The sequence below is a fragment of the Thermotoga caldifontis AZM44c09 genome (assembly GCF_000828655.1).
Taxonomy (GTDB): domain Bacteria; phylum Thermotogota; class Thermotogae; order Thermotogales; family DSM-5069; genus Pseudothermotoga_A; species Pseudothermotoga_A caldifontis.
On record NZ_AP014509.1, the window covers coordinates 1,159,247 to 1,182,826 of the forward strand.

The following is a 23,580-nucleotide window of genomic DNA, read 5'->3' on the forward strand; positions in this document are numbered from 1 at the left end:
GAAGTGCAGGTGCCAGTGGAATGGCTCAAAGAGCTGGTCGACATCGATGTCTCTGTTGAAGAGCTTGCCCACAGACTCACGATGGCCGGTGTGAGTGTGGAGAGGATCTTCAATCCCTTCGCATCCGGAAAGATCGTCTCTGCTCGCGTCGTCGAGGTTCGTCCCCATCCGAACGCCGAAAAACTGAGAGTGTGCAGAGTCTTCGACGGATCGGGCTACCACACAACGATCACGTCGGACACGAACGTGAAAGAAAGCGACGTCGTGGTCATAGCGTTTCCAGGCTCCAGGTTCGCCGATGGCAGTGAAGTTCGACAGACGTCCATCAGGGGTGTGCTGTCAGAGGTGGTCATGTGCTCCCTCCAGGAGCTCGGTTTAGAGGAAAAATCGGACCACGTGTACATCGTGGAGGAAGACATCGATCCCGGTGTGGACATGATCAGGCACTGGCGGTTAGATGAGCCTGTGCTGGATCTGGACATCACGCCGAACAGGCCAGACTGTCTCGGGATCATCGGTCTTGCGAGGGAAGTGGCCGTTCTGCTCGGGAAAGAACTGAAACGACCCGAGCCAGAAACAGAGTGCTTCGATGAACCAGTGGAAAGATTCGTCTCGGTTCACATAGAGGACGTTGAAGGCTGTCCACGTTACTGCGCCGCCTACGTGCGGTCCGGCGGTGTGAAAGACAGTCCCGTGTGGATGAAGCGCCGTCTCATGGCCTGCGGTATCCGACCCATAAACAACGTTGTGGACGCGTCGAACTACGTGATGCTTTTGACGGGCCATCCGGTGCACGTGTTCGACTATTCGAAAGTGAAAGATGGGAAGATCGTGGTCAGGTGCGCGCGAAAGGGTGAGCGGGTCGTTCTCCTCGACGAAAGGCTCTACGAACTCACCGGCATAGAGACGCTCATAACCGATGGTGAGAACATCCTCGCGATCGGTGGCGTGATGGGTGGCCGCGATTCTGGCGTGACTTCAGAAACGAAAGAGCTGCTCCTCGAGGTCGCGTATTTCGATCCGGTCAGGATCAGGAGAACTTCGAGGGCGCTGAACGTAAGGAGCGACGCGTCTCACAGGTTCGAAAGAGGTGTGGATCCGAACGATGCCGAGTTCGTGATGAAGCTTTTGATACACACGATCCAGCAGGTCGCGGGTGGTTCGAGTGCGAGAGGTTTCGTCGATGTCTATCCACGCAGAATAGAGCGAAAGACTGTGAGACTGCGCAGAGAAAGGTTGAGAAGAGTTCTCGGCGCCGATGTTCCAGACGCCGAGGTTGTTCGCATTCTCGAATCGCTTGGCATGGAAGTGGGGAGCGATGGAGCCGGCTGGAACGTGCTCGTTCCGACCCACAGACCCGACATTTCCATCGAGGAAGACCTGATCGAAGAGGTCGGCAGGATCTTCGGTTACGAGAAGATCCAGGCGGAAGTGCCGCGGATACTCGCGCTCGCCGGAGGCTGGAACGATTATCAGAGGTTCAGGCGAAGGGTGAAACAGCTCGCACAGGCTTGCGGTTTCAACGAAGCCGTGAACCTGTCCTTCTGCAAGTCTGCCACGGTCAAGCAGTTGATCGGTCAGGAACCTTTGAAGTTGAACAATCCCATGATCGAGGACATGGACAGTCTCAGACCTTCGTTGCTCTTCGGTTTGATCGACTGTGTGGCGTACAACGTCAGGAGGCAGAACAGAGATCTCAAGTTCTTCGAAGTCGCGAAGATTTACGGCTTCGAGGACGGTTCCATGTTCGAACGCGAAAAACTCGGTTTGATCGCTTCCGGAAAGCTCGAGGAAGACGATTACACAGACACCAGGAACGTGTCCTTGCTCTGGCTCAAGGGCGTGATCGAGGAGATCGGAAGACATTTGAATCTGTTCTTCGAGTTCGAACCTGCCGACATCGACTGGCTCACGCCTGGCAGGCGCGCCGAGATCTACCTCAACGGTCAGAAGGTTGGTTACATGGGCATGCTGAGTCGGAAGTTCAACGAGCTGTACGACATCAAAACCGAGGTGTACTTCGCCGAACTGGACATGCAGACGATGTTTGAAAATTACAATCCTGTTCCTTCGATCCCGACGGTCGGTGCGTTCCCGTACGTTCGAAGAGACATTTCCCTGCTGCTTCCAGTCGGCAGCAGGGCGATCGAGATACTGAATTTTTTGAAGAATTCTCACAGCTTCGTCGAAAAAGTCGGTGTCAGTGACGTCTACACAGGCAAGGGTCTTCCTGAAAACACCGTCAGCGTCACGTTCTACGTCATCTACCGTGCTCCGGACAGATCGCTCACCGACGAAGAGGTCAACCAGCTGTTCGAAGAAACAATTCAAAAAGTCGAGCAGACCTTCAAAGTGAGGCGAAGGTTCTGATATGCTCCCGTTCGAGTACGATAAGAGCAAACCGTTCAACATCCAGAAGAAGTCTTTTCTGGACTTCAACCTCGTCTCTTTCGATGCCGTCTATGAACCCGATGTGGAGGAAAGCAGGCGCGTCTACGTGTACGAGTTCCTCGCGAACGAACCGAAGCTCGACCTCATCTTCGTGCACGGCATAGGCAACAGGAACATATCCTATCTGCTCTGGTTCGCCGAGAATTTCAAAAATCACGGGATCAACACTTACTTTCTCATTCTGCCGTACCACTGGTTCCGTGCCCCTTCATCCTGGCGGGGCGGGGAACCTTTCTTTTCAACCTCTCCGAAGCACTGTTCTGTCAAGTTCCACGAAGCCGTCAAGGACGTTCGAAGGACGCTCGATTACGTAGAGCAAAGCTCCAGCCTTCCCAAGACGATCATGGGCTTCAGCTTCGGTGGCATGATCGCCACCATGGCGCTCGCGATAGACGAGAGGTTCGAAAAAGGGATTTTATCGTTCACGGGTGGGGATTGGCGCTGGATCAACTGGTACGCGCCGCACACGGAACAGCTCAGAAAAGATTACATGCGCCTGAGCAACGAATACAACTGCCGGGACGAAGAAACCTGTGTTAAGAACCGTGCAGAGGCACTCAAAAAGCTGGACGGGCTTGAAAGCGTAGAGGATATATTCGACCTGCAGCCAGCCTGTTTCCACTACGATGCTATATCGTACGCGAAGTTCGTGCGAAAGCCGATCCTGTTCTTCAGAGGACTGTTCGACAGAGTCATCATCTCGAAGAGCTCGCGCGCCTTGATCGAGCGTCTCAAAGATGTCAGGCAAATCCTGCTTCCGTGTGGCCACAGATCGTCGTACTTCTTCAGAAGATTCATCCTGAAGCAGTCGTTGGAGTTCCTGCTTGAGGGGTGAACGTGATTGATCATCGTTCGATACGGTGAAATAGGATTGAAAGGAAAGAACAGAGGAATTTTCGAGAGAAAACTCGTTGAGAACATCAAAAAGGCCCTCGAGAGACACAACATTCACTGTCAGGTTCACACCACACAGGGCAGGCTCGTGGTGGACGCACCCCACGAGGCGGTGGACATCGTCAGGAAGGTTCCGGGCATCGTGTCCGTCTCACCTGCCTGGAAGATGGACTATGGAGATGTGCCCAGATTCCTTTCAGAGCATCTTGCCGGTATGAACCCATCCTCTTTCAGAGTTGAAGCGCGGAGGATCAACAAAGTCTTTCATAAAACCTCACAGCAGATAAACGAGGAAATCGGAGCCTTCGTCGTTCAGAACTTCGGCTGGAAGGTGGATTTGGAAAATCCAGAGCTGGTGATAGGCATCGAGATGATAGACAACGAAGCGTACGTGTTTTTTGAGACGAAGAAAGGAATCGGTGGCCTTCCATCGACAACGCAGGGAAAGCTCGTGCTGTTGTTGAGTCCCGGCATCGACTCGCCCGTTGCAGGTTTTCTGATGCTCAGAAGGGGTGCGAGCCTGGTCGCGCTCCACTTCGATCAGGGTCATTCCGAAACCGTCAAGCAGATGGTGAACGTTTTGAACGATTATTCTTCCGAACCCATAGAGTTGATCGTTGTCGATCATCATGAATTCTTTTCGCCTTACGTCATCGAGCTCGAAAGGATGCACAAAAGAGAATGGACCTGCGTCCTGTGCAAAGTTCTGATGCTCAAGAAGGCAGAACAGGTTGCGAAGCAGAAATCCGCCCTCGGCATCGTGACCGGTGACAATCTGGGCCAGGTCGCGTCGCAGACGCTCGAGAACCTTTTTCTTGAAAGCAGTGCGGTGAACGTTCCCATATACAGACCCCTCATAGGCATGGACAAAGATGAAACGGTGAAGATCGCGAAAGAGATCGGCACGTTCGACATCTTCCTGAAAGCTGCGAGACATTCCTGCCCGTTCAGACCTTTCTCCGTCGTGACGCGTGGTTCACCGTACGTGTTGAGAAGGATAATCGACACTTTCAAGGTCCAGGGCCTCTGGCAGGATTGAAGCCTTCGGGTTCCACATCGTTCCGTAACGGTGATGTTTCACATCCGCAATGGGCACCTCCCGTATCTAATTAATGGGAGCGCTCCAGAGAGAAACGTTCGAACGTACCGTTTCGTATCTGGCCCCATTCTAATTCGTTCAGACTGTGGGTATTTTCTGATCAAGAATGCTCTTTGAGAGCGCTCCTTTGAGGAAAAAACAATATGACGGTTTTTGATACCACGCTCAAAGAAACGATCAGAATTCTCTGAGGTGATGATCGAGGTTTCAGAAACACTTTTTCTGGATCGAAAGAAACTATAATCTCGATGTTGATCCAAAAGCCCCGAAAAGGGGCTTTTTTGTTTTTGCAGGTTCCCTCAACAACGATTTCTTGACTTCGATGTGTGTTCAAAAATCTATTCCACAGACTCAGAGATGCTCACCACTCTCAGTGCGATAAGTATGAAGCAACGTTGAGACCTGCCAAATTTCACCGCCTTTCCACTCAGTCAAAAGGGAAAACAGTGTTATACTAAGTCAACAAGGATTTCACCGGTGGTTCTTCCAAGGGGGGACCTGTGTGGGCAAGGAAAAACGCTTAATCCTGCTTGTAATGTGCATGCTGTTCTTCGTTGCTATCGCGCAGAGCGAAGAAGTCTTTCAGCAGTTCATACACCTTCGAAGCGCTACAGGCTCATTAGTGGACTTCGCAGTTTCTGATGATTTTGTAGTGTTGGTTCTGCAAGCACAGAACGGATACATCGTTCAGGCTTTCAAAGAACCTGAGGGTAACTTGCTCTGGCAAAAACCTTTTGATCAGGTGTACTCCAACATCAGCAGAGTAGCAGTCGTAGGTGGATGGTTGTGCCTCTACGGAAAAGAAAAACCTTCGGATTTTGAGAGGACATATGTGCTCAATTTGAACAGTGGCAAGGACGAGTTTTCGAACTTCAAAAGCGATTTTCTGCACAGGATGTATCCAATGGTAGGACATTTTGAGAACCGGCTCGTTTTGAGGAGGGCTTCTGACTTCTACATACTGGACGTGAAAGAGAAAAAATGGTTCAAAGACGATCTGACAAACGGCAAATCTTTCATAGCCATGGTCGGTGAAAGGGTTATATTCATGGATAAGAAAAACAGGCAACCTCTGTTTCTTTCTCTGAAAGATGGATCAGTTGGATGGACCAGCCGCAGGTTCACCGATAAAGAAATAGATTTTCTGTACAACGAACCACTCTACCTGAATGATTCTTTTACAGTCAAAAACTTCCCGGTTTTGCTCACTTCAAAAAAGGGATTGAAATCAACTCCAACGAGATTTTTCGTCCTGACCGAAACAGGACCTTGCAAGATCTACGAACCGCAGGATCTGATGATGACGGTTGAAAGATGGAAGATCGTCTATCAAGACACGGTAGGATCTGGCACGAACTCGGTGCTGGTGGCTGCGGTTCGTCCAGACACACCATCCATCGCTGACAGATTGATCTTACTCGCCTTCGATTCAAACGGCAATCTTTTAGCGCGTCGCGAGTTCGAATACGCCGATCTTCACTGCATAGGCTTGAATCAAACCAGCAGGTTGGTTCTGATCTACGGTGATTACCAGAGCGGCTTTCTTGTAAAAGGTTTTGATGTTCCTTCTTTGAATGTGTTCTTTGAAAAAGACTACGGTGAATCGCTACTGGCGAAAGGTTTCAGCTCACAGAAAGGTAAAGATCTTTACATCTGGACTTTTTGTAAGATGAGCGAAGACGATTCCGCGTTGCCTTCCATCGTTGGGCTTGATACGAACAATGGGCAGGTGACGGCCTTCTATCCGTTTTCAGAAACGCTCGGATTCATGCGTGAGGGTGCGGCGAATTCTTCGAGTCTCTTTGTTCCATTTGAAGGAGAATCTCAGCAGCTCACAATCTTGCGCATACCCTTCACAAACAGAGGCTGGTGGAACGCCACGTTGAAGGTCGCTGAACCGATCTATCCAAACTCGACGGTGCGTGTGGATCATTCGCCGATGATGGCTATCCTTTCAGCAAGTGCCGGTGTGATCTCACAGAACAATTTCTGGACAACTCCCGACAGACCAGGTAGATACACATTGACTCTCACCTTAGGAGAACTGAAGCAGGATTTCACCGTAACGGTTTCGGCGTACGAATTTTCATTGAATCTCCCAGAATTGGTTTACACAAACAGTACTGTTGAAATTTCCTACACACCAGCCGTTGCGAGCTTGACTGTGAGTGGAGGAAGCCTTGAGGGCAACATCTGGAAAACACCCCGTGAACCGGGTGTTTGCATACTGACGTTGACAACTGGAAGAGATGCTCGCCAGTTTCTGGTGAACGTTCTGCCAAAAGACACAGACAGAGATGGTGTGAGCGACTGGGACGAATATCTTCAGGGTACAGACATTGAGAATCCCTACACAGACTCAGACTCACTGCCTGACGGCGAAGACCTTTCACCGACCATAGATCCGTCGGAATCCATTTTTAAAGATCTTCAAGAACCAGGAATGGTGAGAATCGAGCAACCTGTCATCTTCTACGGACTGCACGGTTGGGTGGACGTCTACACGCTCGATGTCCCATCCTTCAATCTGGTCTTTCTGAGACGAACTGAATCGGACGGTGTCAGACACAGCAAGATGGATGAAACCAGCTACAAGAAAAATCTCGATCACGTGTTCAGTCAGGAAAAATTCACAGTGTACGATATGAAAAAGAGCGCAATTTATCAACCTTCGTGGTCGAACAAACCAGATTACGATTCCGAGTTCCAGTATTTCTTTCTCGCGGATAAACTCCATCCCAACGAGTACAGATTCTACTACGATTTTCTGCAAGATTTTCAAATTGTGTACATGAAGAACACTGAATCGATGAGATATCCAGACGTATTCAAATTCTATCGTTACATAATGTATCCGATCAGATTAGCCAGAGGGCACAGATCAAAAATCACCGTGCAGTTCACAGATGGTTCGATGTACAACGAGCTGAGCTACACCGACGACTCACACTACAAAATCCCAGGTTTTCTCTACTCTTTCTTCGCTTCGAATGACTTCAACGACGATAACAATCTACCTTACCACCAGGGTATAGCCGTGGCGTTCATCGAAAAAGCTGGGGTCTTTCGTTTCGTCATCGATGTGCCGAGCGATAAAGCCATCCGCGAACTGAGTTATCTGAAAGTCACACCGGTGTGGATAGAGAAGGATGGAGACTCAGTTTCGTACACTCCCATGACCGTGAGATGGGATGTAACGGCAATCGTACGCGAGACAATCTATTTGCAGGAAGACGTGGGAAACAGCAAAGTAGTCCGCGAAGAACTGAGCAGTTTCGATGCGTTGCGCAGTGCACCCATTTCAATTGTGAATTTCGCATCGTTCTCAGATGTCAAGAGCTCTTCAGATTGGTTCGGCATTCTGCAGAAAGATCAAGACTCTCGAGACATCACAGTCGTTGAAATGTCTCAGACTGTGCAAACTGTTGTCCTGGAAGGTCTTGAAATGGGTAAGAAGTTGTGCTCTCTGACAGAAGCGAGTGTCAAAACAGTTCGCAAGGTGGACGATCTTGATAAGTTACCCGATGGCCACTGGGCAAAGTCCGATGGCTTTTCGGGTGTAAAATCTGCTTTCGAGGTCGCTACCGGCATCGTGTCGATCGTCACGAACGGCCGTGAGGCGTGGCTCGCCTTCAAGCAGGGAGACTACGTGAATGTCAGCTATTACGCGCTCAAATCGGTTTCTTCAGTTGTGGCATCGGCTCCCGAGATGGTGAACCTCGCCAGGACGACGTTGGGTTACAGTGGTAAAGCGACCCAACTGGGAGTGATCGCTTCGAAAAAGGGACAGGTGGCGCTCGCCATAGCCACCGGCGTGATCGAGGTTGGCTACGATGTTTACAAGTACTCATCGACCGACGATCCCATACTCAAATCGGCCTACGGTGAAAAAATAGCGGCCGACACATTGGACACGGTGATTTCGGTGTTCAGCGAGCTCTATCCACCGGTGAAGGTCGTGCAGATAACCTGGGCCGTAGAGATGCAGATATATTCGTGGATCTTCGGGAAGGATCTGGCTTACAGGGTTTGTCAAAGCCCTGGGAGCGCGATAGTCTTCCTGTGGAAGTATTTCGTGACCGATATACCTTCGCAGTTCGCCGAGGAGGCGTACGATAACGCGGTGAGCAAATTGATGGAACTGATCAAGATCAGTAACGATGCGTTCAAAGGACAGTACATAGCAGTCTTTGTCGATCCACAGCTCTGACTGACAGCACTGATCGAGTAAGATGGATCGCCTTTTCACATTCTCCATGACTCGAACTTCGTAAGGTCTATCGCGAGGAATCTCCGCCTGGATGGAAGAACTAATTAACTGACAGATTCCAAAGAGGTGGGAAGCATGCTGGAGGAAATCGCCAAACTCATTCAGAAGGGCGAATTCGAAAAGGCGAAGCTGTACGCGGACAAGATCGAATCTGCTGTGGACAGACACAACGTGCTTGGAATCATCTTCTATCAGGAAGGCAAGCTGGACGAAGCGTTGAATCACTTCAAGAAAGCCTTAGACCTCGATCCGACTCACGACGATGTTCTGTTCAACTACGCGAAATTGCTCTACGAAAAACAAGACTACTTCGAGTCCTGGAGATATCTGACACGAATAAAACACAAAAGCTGGGAAGTGTTCGATCTTCTTGGAGACACCCAGCTCAGACAGAACAATCCAGCGATGGCACTGCATTACTACAAAAAGGCCTGCGGGTTCGATGCCCCCGAGCAGATGAAGCAGAAATTCGAAGAAGCCAGAAGATTGTTCAAAAGGAACGAAAGGATAGCCATCTTCTGTCTTCCCGGTCTGGACAATTTCATAAAGGATATAGCGCAGATTTTATCCAGCATCTACGATGTGAAACTCGTAGTCACCACCGAGGGCAGACAGATCCAGGAAGCCTACAGCTGGGCAGACATCGTCTGGCTCGAGTGGGCAAATGAAATGGCTGTGGAGATAACGAACAAACTGCCGAAGGCGGGAAAGAGAATTCTGTGCAGGTTGCACGGTTATGAATCACTTCGCACAGACTTCCTTAATAACATCAAGTGGGATAAGGTTGACCATGTTGTTTTCGTCGCAGAGAACGTTTTGAAAACCGCCCTTGAAAACTGTCCCAAGCTCAGATCTGTTCCCCGCTCTCTGGTCTGGAATGGCATAGACCTGACCAAGTTCACTTTCAAAATAAGAAAACCAGGTTTTAACATTGTTTTTGTAGGACACTTCAACTACAAGAAGAATCCTGTTCTTGCCGTTCAAATACTGAAGAAGCTGACAGATATCGATCCTAGATACAACTTGTCCTGGGCTGGCCAGATGCAGGATGAAAGGATGCAGAGGTACATCTGGTACATACTTGAAAGAATGGGAATACAAGATAAATTCGAGTTTGACGGGTTCATCACGAACGTCGAAGCCTATCTGGAAGACAAAAATGTTTTTCTCTCCACCAGCATACATGAAGGATACGGTGTGGCGATACTCGAAGCCATGAGCAAAGGAATAAAACCCGTGATTCACAACTTCTATGTGGCAGAAGAATTCTATCCTAAGGAGTACATCTTCCACACTGTCGACGAGGCGGTGGAGATGATAACATCACCTGACTACGACTCCGTGAAGTACCACGAGTTTGTAGAGCAAAGCTGCTCTCTTGAAAAGCAGATCGCCGCGATATCAGAAGTACTCCAAAACCATCGTAGAAACGATGCGCGAACTGAGGGACGCGTCAGTTCTAACGAAAAGCCACAAGTAGAGAATACCTTCGCGAAAATATGGCAGAAGTATCTTGAGCTCGATTCTTTCACGATTATGAATGACCTTTCTGGGAAGAGTCTGAGGTCGGAGTTTGTAAGTTTACTCGAGCGCTTTTTTGTGCTCAATCAATCACGCATTCTGGAAGTTGGAACTGGTACGGGAGCGTTTTCCATCGAACTTGCGTTGAGAGGAGCACACGTTGTTGGCATGGATATCGCTCCTTCGTCGGTTGAACTTGCATCCCGAATCAGTGCGGATTATCATATTGAAAACGTCAAGTTCACTGTTGGTGATGGTTTCCAGCTGCTCAAGATGTTCAAGCCGCAAGAATTTGATATTGCCTTCAATATAGGTGTGCTCGAGCATTTCGAAGATGAAGATATTGTCAGGATGCTGAAGCAAATGGGGGAAGTCGCAAAATTCGTAGTCGTGGGGGTGCCCTACAGCGGTTCACAGGCCTATAAACTGGCTAAAGACACTTCCCAGAAGCTTGGTACCTGGGAATACGGTTTCGAGAGAGACTTCTGGACCCTGGAGCCGTTGATCAAACGCGCGGGGTTGATACCGCTCTACGAAGAAGTCATTGGGGTGTTAGTGGAACCAAATTATCTGAGAAGAGTTAATCCATCAGAAGTACCTGTGAAGACAGCTGAAAACTTGCATCGATTCTTCCAGGGTGACAGGGTTGGATGCTGGTTAATTTGCATCGCAACAAAGTGGGAGAGCTGTGCGGATGATTTCGCAAAATTGGAGAATCGCGAAAGGATACGGTTTGAAGGAACTAAAACAAGCTTGGTAACTGTTCCGGAACCGCTGGTTTCGATTGTTATACCCGTTCTGAACGGGGCAGGTTACGTAAAGCGCACCGTAGAGAATCTAAAGGGAATCAAGTATGATAATCTTGAAATCGTGTTGGTTGACGATGGTTCAACGGATGGGACCGCGGAGTTTTTTGAAGGACTAATAAAAGCAGAACCTGCTTTGCGAGATAAGGTTTCGATAATCAAAAACGAGGAAAACATCGGAACTTTTCACTCGAGACTGGTCGGTACTCGTCATAGCAAAGGAGAATTCGTTTTCTTCCAAGACATTGACGATATCGTCCATCCTGAAGGGATAAGCAGACTGACTGTCGATTTCACTAACTTTCCGAAGAGTAAACCCCTTCTGACTGTCTCGTGCGCCTTGATGGAGAACGGGAGTTTTAACGGTGAAGTATGGGCTAGCAATTTTTACAGGACCATCGGGGAAATACTCGTTTCGGAAGTTGTGAGTCTTTCGGGTAAGGTATCGATAATAAACACGCTTATAGAGCGAGAGCGTCTTTTGAGTGTTTATCAAGAACTGGATAAAATTTTTAACAGTGTCGGTGTAAGGAGAATGACGATCGCTGAGGATTCTATTCTCTCTGATTATCTTTTGCTGAAAAGTGTTGTTAAGAGAAATATACCTGTGTTCTACACTTTTCTAGGGTACGAGCGCAGTAACGTGCATACCAGTTCCAAGAGAATATTGGGAAGGGTACAGCAGATTCCCATACACACAGCTTTCCTTATGATAATGATGGAAAGAGAAAGACTACTGGACAAAAACAGTCTCAACCAACTTGATGCCATCATCAAACAGAACGCCAGCAAAATCTATGGTCAGGAATTAGGTCGAAAGTTTTACGAGAACTATCTTGACTTCAAAGGCCGTTTCGCCGAGATTCTGCTGTGAATTCTGCTTTCCACATCCACGTTTGAACCCTCGTTTTAACCTTCCTACAGCCGCTGGTGCGGCTTTTTTATTGGATCGTTAACCTTTTTGTTTCGACGAGTCATGCTGAAACACCCTAAAGTGTTTCCTCCCTGTGCCGATATTGAAGATGAAGGCCCATGGGCCCGTGGGTGAAGAGAAACATCGCCAGGGAGGCGGTGTGAGGTACAGGGAGGTGCGTGTATGCGTATCAATCACAACATCAACGCACTGAACGCATGGAGGAGCATGAGCGAGACACAGTACGCGATGAGCAAAACGCTCGAGAAGCTCTCTTCAGGTTTGAGGATCAACAGGGCAGGAGACGACGCGGCAGGGCTTGCGATCAGCGAAAAGATGAGAGGTCAGATCAGGGGCTTGAACATGGCAGTGAAGAACGCACAGGACGCGATATCGCTGATACAGACGGCAGAAGGTGCACTGACAGAGGTACACTCGATCTTGCAGAGGATGAGAGAGCTTGCGGTACAGGCAGCATCCGACACGAACACGGACGTTGATAGGAACCAGATTCAGGCAGAGCTGGACCAGTTGAAGGAAGAGATAGACAGGATCGCAAGGACGACGGAGTTCAACACGATGAAACTTCTGGATGGAAAGATCGAAAGCTTCAGGGCATCTCCAGATGCGAAGGTGGTTACCGCTGGAAATATCAACTTGACGCTTGGAGAAGTTAGCTCTGCAGCAGTTGAAGGAACCTACGTTGTTGAAGTTGGGCAACTTGATGGTTCAGAGACAAGCGCGCTGGATGTTAAGATAACGCTCTTCACTGCGGGTGGTATGGACTCCACCATAGCGACACTTGGTGCAGGCAGTGCCGCGATTGGCAATATTACGTTCAAATGGGATTCAACTGTTTTCAAACTTGCCGATTTTGGCGGCGCTCTACCGCTGAATGAAGTTATCGACAGCGCCGTAGTCAGGGTGGAAGCACTTTACACGGCTGCAAAACAATTGATCTTCCAGATCGGTTCGAACGAAGGTCACAACATGATCGCGGGTATCGACGATATGAGAGCAGCCGCACTTGGGCTTACCACTGCATCACTGAAAGTCACCGATCAGAACAGTGCAGAAAGAACGATCATGGTTATAGACGCGGCGATACACAAGGTGAGCAGTGCGAGGGCAAGGCTTGGAGCAGTTCAGAACAGGCTGGAACACACGATAAGCAACCTTGGAGTTGCGGCGGAGAACCTGACAGCGGCGGAGTCTCGAATCAGGGATGCGGACATGGCGAAGGAGATGATGGAGTTCACGAAGCAGCAGATACTGATGCAGTCGAGCATGGCGATGCTGGCGCAGTCGAACGCGTTGCCGCAGACGGTGCTGCAGCTGTTGAGATGATCGATCGACTGAACACGAAGGCGGGCTTCACGCCCGCCTTTTATTTTTGTTTTCGTGGTTTAGAATAAAATCAAGGAGGTGCGGGGCTTGACACAGACTACCGTGCTTTTCGACAACGGCACTCACAAATTCTACTTCCTTGGATGGGAGGAGAAAGAGGAAGAGATCGTTCAGACGAACCAGTACCTGATCGTGGATGGGAACGAAGCGGTGCTGCTCGATCCAGGCGGAGCACACGTCTTTCCAAGGGTCTTGGCGAACGTGTCAGAGATAGTGGATCCATCGAAGATAACTCACATATTCTATACCCACCAGGATCCCGACGTGACCAGCGGAATAATCCTGTGGCTTTCCATAGCCGAAAACAGCAAGGTTTACATCTCGAACCTGTGGGTGCGCTTTCTGCCGCATTTCGGCGTTTTCGATCAGAGGAGGATCGTACCGATACCAGACCACGGAGACACGATCAGGTTCAAGAGCGGAAACGTTCTGGAGATCATACCGTCGCACTATCTGCACTCGACGGGAAACTTCACGCTCTACGATCCGACGGCGAAGATCCTCTTTTCCGGAGACATCGGAACGTGCGTCTTTCCCGCCGGTAGAAGGTACAGAGAGACCGAAGATTTCGAATCGCACGTGAAGAACATGGAGCTGTTCCACAGAAGGTACATGACCAGCAACGTTGCCTGCAGAAAGTGGGTCGATATCGTTTCGAAGAAGCAGATAGAGCAGATCGCACCACAGCACGGAGCGGTCATGAAGGGCGGCTGCGTTCAGAAGTTTTTCCAGTGGCTCAGGGAACTCAGGTGCGGAATTGATCTGATCGATCAGTTCTACGGGAAGTGATACCTGTGGACAGAAAAACGTTCGAAAAGATCTCTTCAGCGTTCTTCGCAGAGAATCTGATGACCAGCTTCATGAACCAGCTCGATGAGGCGCTCGTTTCGAGGGTGATCGATCTGCAGAAACAGATCGGCTCCGTTATGGAAAATTTTTCTAAGATGAGCCAAGAGCTTACGGAGCTTCAAGAACAGTTCTCCAGGGACAGCGAGGCGCTCTCTTTGGCCTTCGAATCCATCAAGAAAATGAACGACGAGATGCAATCACAGCTTTCAAGATCCGGTGCGAGCCTGGAACATGCGAGTGAAAGGTTCGACAGCGCCCTGGATCAGACGTCCAGAACGATCGAGAGCTTCAAAGAGACGCAGAACATGGTCGAGAAAATCAACAACATCGCGAAACAGACCAAGCTTTTGGCGCTGAACGCTTCCATAGAAGCCGCGCGGGCGGGTGAGCACGGACGCGGTTTCGCGGTGGTGGCTGCGGAGATACAGAAGCTCGCGGGGGAATCGAGCAGCGCGGCGCAGGAGATAACGAAGAAGGTGCAGCAGTTGAGCGAGATGATAGAGAAATCCCTGGAAGGTTTGAAGACCGTCGGGGAACTCTTCGAACTGTTCAGGGGCTCCACGGAACAGATGCTTTCTTTCCTGAAACAGAACGCGGAGCTCATCGTTCAGGCGAGGAGGACCTTCGAACAGGCAGAGGAAAATTTCGAAAGCCAGAAACGTTCGATAGAAGAAACGCACAGAGTTCTCAGCAGCGCCAACGAGAAGTTCGACGCGATGCTCAGAGTTATAAGGTCTGTGGTCAGGGCACAACAGAAGTTGAAGGATGTGAGGCTGTAGGTCTGGTAGATCCATCTTGTCACGAACCGGCCGAACGAGCCGTGAAGATGCTTTGCGAACGAACGAGTCTTTGGGAGCTTCGAAGATCGCAGGTTGGTTGAGATCGGTTGTGTTTCGTTTTTTGCTTTGATATACTATCAGTGGTGATAGTAACTATCAGGGGTGATAGTTTGCTGTTCGATCCACAACCGAAGAGCAACCGCGACGATCTCTACGATAGAGAAGAGGAACTGAAACAACTACAGCTCAGCGAAGAACCCATCGTACTGATACTGGCTCCCAGGAGGTTCGGGAAGACTTCCCTGTTGAAGGTGTTCTTATCCGAAACGGACAGGCCCAGCGTTTTCTTCGATTGCAGATCGATCTCCGTGAACACCGCGAAGGAAGACTTCCTCCTGAGCTTCGTTCGCCAGGTTGGGAAGTTGGTGGAAACCTACAGTTCCTTCATGAACTTTCTCAGGCGGATCAGGGGCTTGAAGGTGTTCGGTATGGAGATCGCGCTCGCCGACGAGAGGAAACCAGACCCTGTGGAGGTTTTGGAGAAACTCGACGACTGGGCCGAGCGTCAGGAAAAGAAGCTCGTTTTAGCTTTCGATGAAGTTCAGTTTCTGAGGTTCCTCAGGAAAGCCGGCGGGATCGATCTTCCTCGTTTGCTCGCTTACGCCTACGACAATCTCAAAAATCTGCAGTTCATCATGACGGGTTCCGAGGTGGGTATCCTTGAAGATTTTCTCGCTCTCGAAAATCCGAATTCACCACTCTACGGAAGGTACGTGAGAGAGATCCACGTCCCACGGCTCACGCCCGAACAGTCCAAGGACTTTCTCATCAAAGGGTTCGCCCAGTACGGGCTGAAAGTTCCAGAAGACGCGATCGAGGCCGCTGTGAGGAGGCTGGACGGAATAATAGGCTGGCTCGTTCACTTCGGCAAGCGGACCCTCGATTTGGGCGCGCCGAACGAAAGGATCCTGGAGCAGATCGTGCAAGAAGCGAAGCAAGCGGTGCTGCAGGAACTGGAGAAAATCTTCCAGCTGAGTGAGAGGTACAGGCACGTTCTCAGAGCCGTCGCGCTGGGCTTACACACATGGAATGATATCAAAGAGGCTGTGGAGATGAAAGAGAGGATGAAGCTGACCGACACATCGTTCAACAGGATCATCAGCAAGCTGGTCAAGATGGGTTACCTTGAAGTGGAACGCGGCGAAAAGAATCAATATTTCATCATCGATCCTGTGGTCAGAGAAGCTATGATAGATTGATTGAAAATTTAACCCGTCTGTGGCACAGCCACTCGCAAGCTGAGGAAGGAGGAAAACGCGTGTCGATCGAGTTCGTCGAGAGGGATGGTACGAACTGTGTCAAGTACGACGCAATAAGGGCAAGGTACGGCGATGACGTCATGCCTGCCTGGATCGCGGACATGGACGTTAAGGTGTGCGATCGCATGGTCGAGGCGTTCAAAAAGAGAGTTGAACACGCGGTCTTCGGTTACACGTTCAGACCGGAGGAATACTACGCGGCGATAGTTGACTGGTACGGAAAAAGGCACGGCGTTTCGATCCAGAAGGAATGGATCATCGATGGACCGGGCGTGATGCCGATGATGGCGTTGCTTGTGAATCTCCTCACCGAACCGGGCGATGGGATCGTCGTACAGCCACCGGTCTATCCACCATTTTTCAACGTCATCAGGAGGAACAAAAGAATCGTCGTGGAGAACAAGCTCAAAAAGTTGAACGAAAAGTACGTCATGGACCTTGAGGGATTAAAGAAGCTGTTGTCCCATCACAAGGTCAAACTGCTGATCCTTTCCAACCCGCACAATCCTGTTGGAAGGGCGTGGACGTACGGAGAGCTGAAAGAGCTGTCGGAAATTTGCTCGAAACACAACGTGACGATCATCAGCGATGAGATACACGCAGACATCGTGTACGAACCGTTCAGGTTCACTTCGATGCTGAAGGTGGGACTTCAGAACGTGATCGTTCTCAGCTCGGCGGGAAAGAGTTTCAACGTTCCGGGCCTGACGAACGGTTACGGGATCGTTCCAGACGAGAAGATCAGAAAGCTTTACAACGAAGCTCTCGAAGCCTTCGAACTCACGACACCGAACATCTTCGGAACGCTCGCCCTGCAGATCGCTTACACATCCTGCGAAGCGTGGTTCAAAAGCCTGCTGGAAAAACTTCGCGAAAACAGAGACTTCGCTTACCGCTTTGTGAAAGAGAAGATGCCGCTGATCGACGTCGTTTTACCCGAGGCGACGTTTCTGATGTGGCTCGATTGTTCCAAGCTGGGTTTAGAAAATCCGCACAGATTCTTCCTCGAAAAGGCGAGGGTGTATCTGAACAACGGCGCAGACTTCGGCGAGCCGATGGGTGTGAGGCTGAACTTCGCCTGCTCCATGGAGAACCTGAAAAGAATACTCGAAGCGATGAAGAAGGCTTACGATTCGATCGTGAACCGTACCTGACGACACGATGACACGCAACGTGTGAACGTGTGGCTCAGGAAGAAAAAAGCGAAAAACCCGCCACCTGGCGGGTCTGGTGCCGAGGGCGGGAGTCGAACCCGCACGAGGGGGTCAACCCTCAACTGATTTTGAGTCAGTCGCGTCTGCCAGTTCCGCCACCTCGGCGCTCACTGAAATTTTATCACACACACCTGTCCGGTTCAAGTGAATCTATCTGATGGTCAGCAGTATCAGAACCGGAAGGCTGATCATGGAGAGCGCCGTGGACAGCACAACGCCCTGGGCGGCGAGTTTGTAATCCCTGTTGAACATCTTCGCGAAAACGGCGGTGTTCACACCCGAAGGCATACCCGCCATCAGGATGGGTAGAGCCTTCACGATCTCTGGCAGATGGAAGTTTTCGATCAGAAGAAACACAAGCGCAGGTGTTGCGATCAATTTCAGAATCGATGCCAGATACAGGTCCATCTGGGCGACGAGATCCTTCAACTTAGCTTCGGCCAGGAACGCGCCGACCAGAAACATGGCGAGCGGGGTGGTCATCGAACCGACGCTGTCGAGCACAGATTTGATCAAGCCGGGCAACCTGAGCGGTGTGAGGAATATGAACAGGCCGAAGAGTGTCGAGAGCAGACCAGGGTTGATGAACATGTTTCGAACGTTGAGCCTGCCACGTGCCAAGATGCTCACACCGAGTGTCCAGGTCAGAACGTTGAACCAGATGTTGAACACCGCACTGTAGAAGATTCCGACATCCCCATAGATGGCGTTCATGATTGGATAACCCAGATAGCCAACGTTGCCGAAGATGATCATGTACATGTAGACGCCACGCTGGTGCTCTTCGAACCTTCTGAAACGGGCGAACAGAAAAGCCAGCAGGGTTGAACACGCGTACATGATGGCACCCATGAGGAATATTTGAAGCGATGTTCTGGCAACGTCCCTGGAGAATTCCCTGTCCATCGAACTTATTATCATCGCCGGCAGTGTGACGTAGATGATCAGATCGGAACTGCTCTTGGTGAATCCATCGCTGAGGAGATCGATTTTCTTCAGCGCGAACCCGAAAGCTGTCAGAAGGAAGATCGCTAAGACCTGGTTCAGCACAACGTTCGTCATCCGAATCCCTCAAAATGATGATAAACTAAGATCGAGCACAGAAAGCACTCTTTATTGGGAAAGAAACAACACTTTCACGATGGGAGGCCGTCATGAAAGTAAGTTTACTTCGCTGTGATTCTTACGAAGAAGCCACGCAGATCCTCAAGAACGCTCTGAAAAATTTCGCGGACCTTTTCAGACCAGGTGATACCGTGCTCGTCAAACCCAACATGCTTTCGGCTCGAAGACCGGAAGAAGCCGTGACAACGCATCCGGCGATCGTGAGAGCCGTTCTATCCTTCCTCAAGGAGATCAGATGCAACGCGATGGTGGCGGACAGCCCCGCTTCGGGTAACTTTCAAAGAATAGCTGAAAAGACGGGAATGAAGGACGTGTGTGAAGAATTCGACGTGCCCATTTTCGAGCTCGATCAACCGGTTCCGGTGAACGGAGAGGTCTACAAGAAGATAAACATCGACAGGAGGATCTTCGAGGTCGATAAGATCGTGAACGTGGCCAAACTGAAGACCCATTCTCAGATGGTGCTCACGCTCGCGGTCAAGAACACCTTCGGTTGCGTGCCGGGTCTGGAGAAGTCTGGATGGCACATGAGGTGTGGAACGAACGAGAATTTCGCCGCGCTGCTCGTCGACATTCACAAACTGGTCAAGCCCACATTGAACATCGTCGACGGTGTTGTCGGGATGGAGGGCAACGGCCCGGCGAACGGAAAGATAAAACGTTTCGGTGTGATTGCGCTCAGCACCGACGGGTTCACACTCGATTTTGTGCTGTGCAAGAGAATGAGCGTTGATCCACTGATCATCTACACCGTGCGTGAATCCCTCGAAAGGGGTCTGATCGTCGATCACGATGTTGAAGGAGACTGGACGTCCCGCATCGAACTTCCCGTCACCGCTCCCGTACTCCCGGTCCCGGAGGCGCTCAGATCGCTCGCGAGGCGTCTGGCCCGATCGCCCAGGATTTCCAGAACGAAGTGTGTTCGCTGTAGAATATGTGAAGAGAGATGCCCTGCGAAGGCGATAGACATAGACAGGTTGAAGATCGATTATGAAAAATGCATAAAGTGCTACGTGTGCCACGAGGTGTGTCCACAGGGAGCCATAAGTCTGGTGAGGCGCATCTTCTGAAAGGAGTGAACGAGTTTGAAATCGGGACACGTGAAGATCGAGTGGGTCTACAGGTTCATGCCGATACTGAGATCGATCGAGGAGGAATACGGACCGAAGAAACCTTTGAAGGGTCTGCGCATAGGCATGTCGATCCACCTCGAGGCGAAGACCGCGAGGTTTGCACTCCTGCTCAGAGACCTTGGCGCGGAAGTCATAGTGACCGGGAGCAATCCTTTGAGCACGCAGGACGACGTCGCGGAGGCGCTGAGAGAAAGAGGGTTAACGGTGTACGCCAAACGCACCGAGGATGAGCGAGTGTACGTGGAGAACTTGAAGAAGGTGTTGATGACCCAACCGCACCTGATCCTGGACGACGGTGCCGATCTGACGGTGATGGCACACACGGAACTCCAGGAAGCTTTGAAGAACCTGCGCGGAGTCACGGAGGAGACCACGACCGGTGTGAGAAGACTGCGCGCTCTGCACAGGAAAAACCTTTTGAAAGTTCCTGTGATCGCCGTGAACGATGCGTTCACCAAGCACCTGTTCGACAACCGCTACGGCACGGGACAGTCCACGTGGGACGGCATCATGAGGAACACGAACCTGACGATCGCCGGCAAGGTCGTCGTGGTGTGCGGTTACGGCTGGTGTGGCAAAGGCATCGCGATGCGCGCCAGGGGGCTTGGGGCGAGGGTCATCGTCACCGAAGTGGATCCGGTGAAGGCGCTTGAGGCGGTCATGGAAGGTTTTGAAGTGATGAAGATCTCTCAGGCTGCGAAGCTTGGAGATTTCTTCATCACGGCCACGGGGAACACGAAGGTGATAAGCGAAAAAGAATTCCTTCAGATGAAAGACGGTGCGATCTTGGCGAACGCGGGGCACTTCGACGTCGAGGTGGACGTGAGAGCGCTGGAGAGAATGTGCGTGGAGAAGTACGAGGCGAGGCCCAACGTTACAGCCTACAGGCTCGCAGATGGTAGAACGCTCTATCTACTCGCTCAGGGAAGGCTGGTGAACCTGGCGGCCGCGGACGGTCATCCCGCGGAGATAATGGATCTGTCCTTCGCGGTGCAGGCGCTGTCTTTGATCCATCTCGCGACGAACGAGCTGCCCGCTGGAGTGTACGCCGTGCCTGCTCACATCGACGAGAAGATAGCCAGGCTCAAGCTGGCGAGCATGGGTATCGAGATAGACACGCTCACCGAAGAGCAGAAGAACTATCTGGAAGAGTACTGAGGTGATCGGTGTGATCTTCGAAATGCTCTCGAGTGTGCGTTCGAGAGGAAAACTCGATTACTGCGTGCCTAACGTGTGGATCGAAGGTTGGTACGCAGGACCGCGCAGGATGGAGAACGACAGGGCGTTCGTCGATCCTGCGGTGCTCTTCTCAGAACTCAGAGAATGGCTCAAGCAGAACAAACTCGTCGATGCGGAAGCGGGAAAATCTCTGAGCCTGCAGGAGAACCAATCGGGCAGGAACTGGGTCAGAAGGGCAGTTCTCTATAGCAGTTTGGTGCGCACGAACAGCGCGTACAACCACAAAGGCTTCGGCAGGTTCGAGCAGGACGATGTGCTCGGATACAGAGAGAGTGGAACGTTTCTGAAGATGACGTTGCTGCTGCCACACCTCAAAAGGCTTGGAATCGACGTGCTCTACTTGCTACCGATCACGCAGTCGAGCGAGATGTTCAAGAAGGGAGAGATCGGTTCACCTTACGCGGTGAAGGACTTTTTGAAGATAGATGAAAGGTACCACGATCCTTTGCTCGACGGCTGGAAGGTTTCGGACGAGTTCGCAGCCTTCGTTCAGGCCTGCCACATGCTCAAAATCAGGGTGGTCCTCGATTTCATCCCGAGAACCGCCGCGCGCGATTGCAACCTCATCCTCGAACATCCAGACTGGTTCTACTGGGTCAAGCTCGAAGAACTGGCAGGTTACGCACCTCCCAAGATCGAGCATCTGGGTTTCTGCCAGCCGACCTTCGAGCAGATGAGGGAGCTGTACGATCTCGAAGTGGTTCGAACGCACCTGAAGAAGTTCTCGTTCGACCCTTCCAGGCTCGATCCACAGAAGTGGGAAAACTTCGTGAAGCATTGTGAGGAAGAGAATTTCATGTACCAGATCGCGAAAGAGTTCGGAGTCGTAACGGCGCCGGGCTTCTCCGACTGGGTCAACGATCCACAACCCACCTGGGACGACGTGACGTTCTTCAGGCTCTATCTGGACCATCCACTCACCGCGAAGGGAAAGGTCTCGAAAGACCAGCCACCGTACGTGCTCTTCGATGTCATCAAGGCGAGCCGCTTCCCTGGAGAGGTGAAGAACGCCCAGCTCTGGGAATACATAGCGTCCGTGCTGCCACAGTTCCAGAAGAAGTACGGAATCGACGGCGTGAGGCTGGACATGGGCCACGCGCTGCCGCAGGAACTCCAGAAGATGATCATGGACAACGCACGTTCTGTAGATCCTTCGTTCGTCTTCATCGCGGAAGAGCTCGAGCCGCACAGGGCAACCGAGGCGAAACAGGCCGGTTACGATGCGATCGTCGGAAACAGCTGGTGGATGCTCCCGAGGTTCCCCGACAAAACCTACGAATTCTTCCAGAACCTTTCTGGCAGCATACAGCTTCCGTTCCTGGCGGCTTGCGAAACTCCCGACACCCCCAGAACCGTCACGAGGAACGAGGGACAGAGGCTCAAATACCTTCTGCCGTTCCTGTGCGCGTTCGTGAGGAACGGCATCTTCGCGATCAACTGTGGGCAGGAAATAGAAGAAAGCCAGCCCATGAACCTCGGACTCGACAACGATGCGTGTGGCAGGTTCACTCTGAAGTGCGACGATGAATTCCAGGGAAAGCTTGCGTTCTTCGATCATTACGTTCTTCACTGGAAGAAGACGGAGCTCATCGATTTTCTCTCGGAGCTCTCCAGCACAAGGAACAGATTTCTGGACGTGTTGCTCGAAGGAGAGTACAGACCGGTTTATTTGAGCTGGCAGGATGGAACGGTCTGTAACGCGTCTTACTGGAAGGACGATCTCGCGCTGATCGTGCTGGCCAACTTGAAACTGAGTGAATGCAGCGTGGATGTGCTGTTGGAAAACACGCGTGGTCGAAAGGTCGAAGTACTCGAAGCCACAAGCTGGGATGGAAATCGCTGGAAGCAGGAGAAGGTCTCTGACGTGATAACGTGCCAGCTCGGACCGCTCGGTTTCAAACTCTACGTTCTGAAGCTCGGGGTGAAGGAAGGTTGAAGAGAGCGTACCTTTTGAATCTGAAGCTGTACGATTCTGCCGACGCGCGCTTTCCACTCGATTTTGACCAGGTACAGAAAAGGAAGAAGTCCATACTGGCCGAGTTTCTCAGCCTGGATGCGGATGAATTTTTCATGGTGAATCTGTTCGGAGATCTCGCGTTGCCGAAGCATGTTGCCGAGATTCTGTCCCTGCTGCCGTGGAAGGGAAAGTTCAGGCTGAAAGACGAGAACGTTCCGCTGGAACAATTTTCTCTCCCATCGCACGTTTCGCTGCTTGATGAGCTAACGATCGAATTCATGAGTTTCTCTTCCAATCCCGTCGAGGCGGAGCTTCCATCTTTTCTCATAGAAGAAGATGGACAACTGCTTTTGAAGAGGGCTTCAACGAAGGGTTGCAGGCCAATCCAGAAAGAGACGCTGTCTTTGCCGGAGGAGGGACAGATCGCTTACACGCTCGAACCGGTTCAGGAAGAAAGGCTCGAGCAGGTCTCTCAGCTGCAGATCCACGTGCTTGAGTCTTACCGGTCAGTGGAAAAGGAGACGGTGAGGAAGCTGTTCGAGAGGGCTCCGGAAAAGCTGAAGGCACTGCTTGTGGAAACCTTGAATCTGCAGGGGTGAAGTGA

The 23,580-nt window shown here is 51.0% G+C and carries 15 protein-coding genes and 1 tRNA gene; 14 read left to right on the forward strand and 2 right to left on the reverse strand.

Annotated elements, in window-relative coordinates:
• The first annotated feature begins 3 nt into the window (after positions 1–3).
• The 10 genes from pheT to TSP01S_RS05895 all read left to right on the forward strand — a co-directional run bounded on the left by pheT (position 4) and on the right by TSP01S_RS05895 (position 17,462).
• The gene (gene pheT / locus TSP01S_RS05845; protein WP_041077202.1) at positions 4–2,370 is read left to right on the forward strand and encodes a phenylalanine--tRNA ligase subunit beta; all 2,367 of its coding nucleotides are present in this window, start codon (positions 4–6) and stop codon (positions 2,368–2,370) included.
• Between the two features lies 1 nt (position 2,371).
• Positions 2,372–3,286, forward strand: a complete 915-nt coding sequence (locus tag TSP01S_RS05850; RefSeq protein ID WP_144380641.1) for an alpha/beta hydrolase — start codon at positions 2,372–2,374, stop codon at positions 3,284–3,286.
• A gap of 6 nt (positions 3,287–3,292) precedes the next feature.
• Positions 3,293–4,384, forward strand: a complete 1,092-nt coding sequence (gene thiI, locus TSP01S_RS05855) for a tRNA uracil 4-sulfurtransferase ThiI (RefSeq protein ID WP_041077203.1) — start codon at positions 3,293–3,295, stop codon at positions 4,382–4,384.
• Positions 4,385–4,946: 562 nt separating this feature from the next.
• Entirely contained in the window at positions 4,947–8,654 is a 3,708-nt protein-coding gene (locus tag TSP01S_RS05865) for a hypothetical protein (RefSeq protein ID WP_041077205.1), read from the forward strand.
• Positions 8,655–8,789: 135 nt separating this feature from the next.
• Entirely contained in the window at positions 8,790–11,915 is a 3,126-nt protein-coding gene (locus TSP01S_RS05870) for a glycosyltransferase (RefSeq protein ID WP_041077206.1), read from the forward strand.
• Positions 11,916–12,137: 222 nt separating this feature from the next.
• Positions 12,138–13,301, forward strand: a complete 1,164-nt coding sequence (locus TSP01S_RS05875; RefSeq protein WP_041077207.1) for a flagellin — start codon at positions 12,138–12,140, stop codon at positions 13,299–13,301.
• Positions 13,302–13,388: 87 nt separating this feature from the next.
• Positions 13,389–14,150, forward strand: coding sequence for an oxygen-binding di-iron domain-containing protein (locus TSP01S_RS05880; RefSeq protein WP_041077208.1), 762 nt, complete (start codon positions 13,389–13,391; stop codon positions 14,148–14,150).
• 5 nt (positions 14,151–14,155) lie between these two features.
• The gene (locus TSP01S_RS05885; RefSeq protein WP_052463520.1) at positions 14,156–14,989 is read left to right on the forward strand and encodes a methyl-accepting chemotaxis protein; all 834 of its coding nucleotides are present in this window, start codon (positions 14,156–14,158) and stop codon (positions 14,987–14,989) included.
• 170 nt (positions 14,990–15,159) lie between these two features.
• Positions 15,160–16,248, forward strand: a complete 1,089-nt coding sequence (locus tag TSP01S_RS05890; RefSeq protein ID WP_041077210.1) for an AAA family ATPase — start codon at positions 15,160–15,162, stop codon at positions 16,246–16,248.
• Between the two features lie 59 nt (positions 16,249–16,307).
• Positions 16,308–17,462 (forward strand): MalY/PatB family protein, encoded by a 1,155-nt coding sequence (locus TSP01S_RS05895; RefSeq protein WP_041077211.1) that lies wholly within the window; start codon positions 16,308–16,310, stop codon positions 17,460–17,462.
• 74 nt (positions 17,463–17,536) lie between these two features.
• On the opposite strand, the gene TSP01S_RS05900 is transcribed toward TSP01S_RS05895, so the two are convergent.
• Positions 17,537–17,627: transfer RNA gene (locus TSP01S_RS05900), tRNA-Leu, on the reverse strand.
• A gap of 45 nt (positions 17,628–17,672) precedes the next feature.
• Entirely contained in the window at positions 17,673–18,584 is a 912-nt protein-coding gene (locus tag TSP01S_RS05905) for an AEC family transporter (RefSeq protein ID WP_041077212.1), read from the reverse strand.
• Positions 18,585–18,676: 92 nt separating this feature from the next.
• Here TSP01S_RS05905 and TSP01S_RS05910 point away from each other — a divergent pair, with 92 nt between their 5' ends.
• Genes TSP01S_RS05910 through TSP01S_RS05925 form a run of 4 tightly spaced genes read left to right on the forward strand, consistent with a single transcriptional unit; the run spans position 18,677 to position 23,575 of the window.
• Positions 18,677–19,717, forward strand: a complete 1,041-nt coding sequence (locus TSP01S_RS05910; protein WP_082021656.1) for a DUF362 domain-containing protein — start codon at positions 18,677–18,679, stop codon at positions 19,715–19,717.
• A 15-nt stretch (positions 19,718–19,732) separates the two neighbouring features.
• Positions 19,733–20,938 carry an adenosylhomocysteinase gene (locus TSP01S_RS05915; protein ID WP_041077213.1) on the forward strand — a complete coding sequence of 402 codons (1,206 nt, stop codon included), beginning with the start codon at positions 19,733–19,735 and terminating at the stop codon, positions 20,936–20,938.
• Between the two features lies 1 nt (position 20,939).
• The gene (locus TSP01S_RS05920) at positions 20,940–22,955 is read left to right on the forward strand and encodes an alpha-amylase family glycosyl hydrolase (protein WP_231848526.1); all 2,016 of its coding nucleotides are present in this window, start codon (positions 20,940–20,942) and stop codon (positions 22,953–22,955) included.
• Positions 22,952–23,575: a hypothetical protein gene (locus tag TSP01S_RS05925; protein WP_041077214.1), complete on the forward strand. Its 624-nt coding sequence runs from the start codon at positions 22,952–22,954 to the stop codon at positions 23,573–23,575. The genes TSP01S_RS05920 and TSP01S_RS05925 overlap by 4 nt, the downstream gene beginning before the upstream one ends.
• The last annotated feature ends 5 nt before the right edge of the window (positions 23,576–23,580 follow it).

Bases quoted from the DNA above. Each gene is read 5' to 3' on its own strand.
- TSP01S_RS05905 (WP_041077212.1), bottom strand. From the start codon at position 18,584: ATGACGAACGTTGTGCTGAACCAGGTCTTAGCGATCTTCCTTCTGACA.
- TSP01S_RS05850 (WP_144380641.1), top strand. From the start codon at position 2,372: ATGCTCCCGTTCGAGTACGATAAGAGCAAACCGTTCAACATCCAGAAG.
- TSP01S_RS05870 (WP_041077206.1), top strand. From the start codon at position 8,790: ATGCTGGAGGAAATCGCCAAACTCATTCAGAAGGGCGAATTCGAAAAG.
- TSP01S_RS05875 (WP_041077207.1), top strand. From the start codon at position 12,138: ATGCGTATCAATCACAACATCAACGCACTGAACGCATGGAGGAGCATG.
- TSP01S_RS05910 (WP_082021656.1), top strand. From the start codon at position 18,677: ATGAAAGTAAGTTTACTTCGCTGTGATTCTTACGAAGAAGCCACGCAG.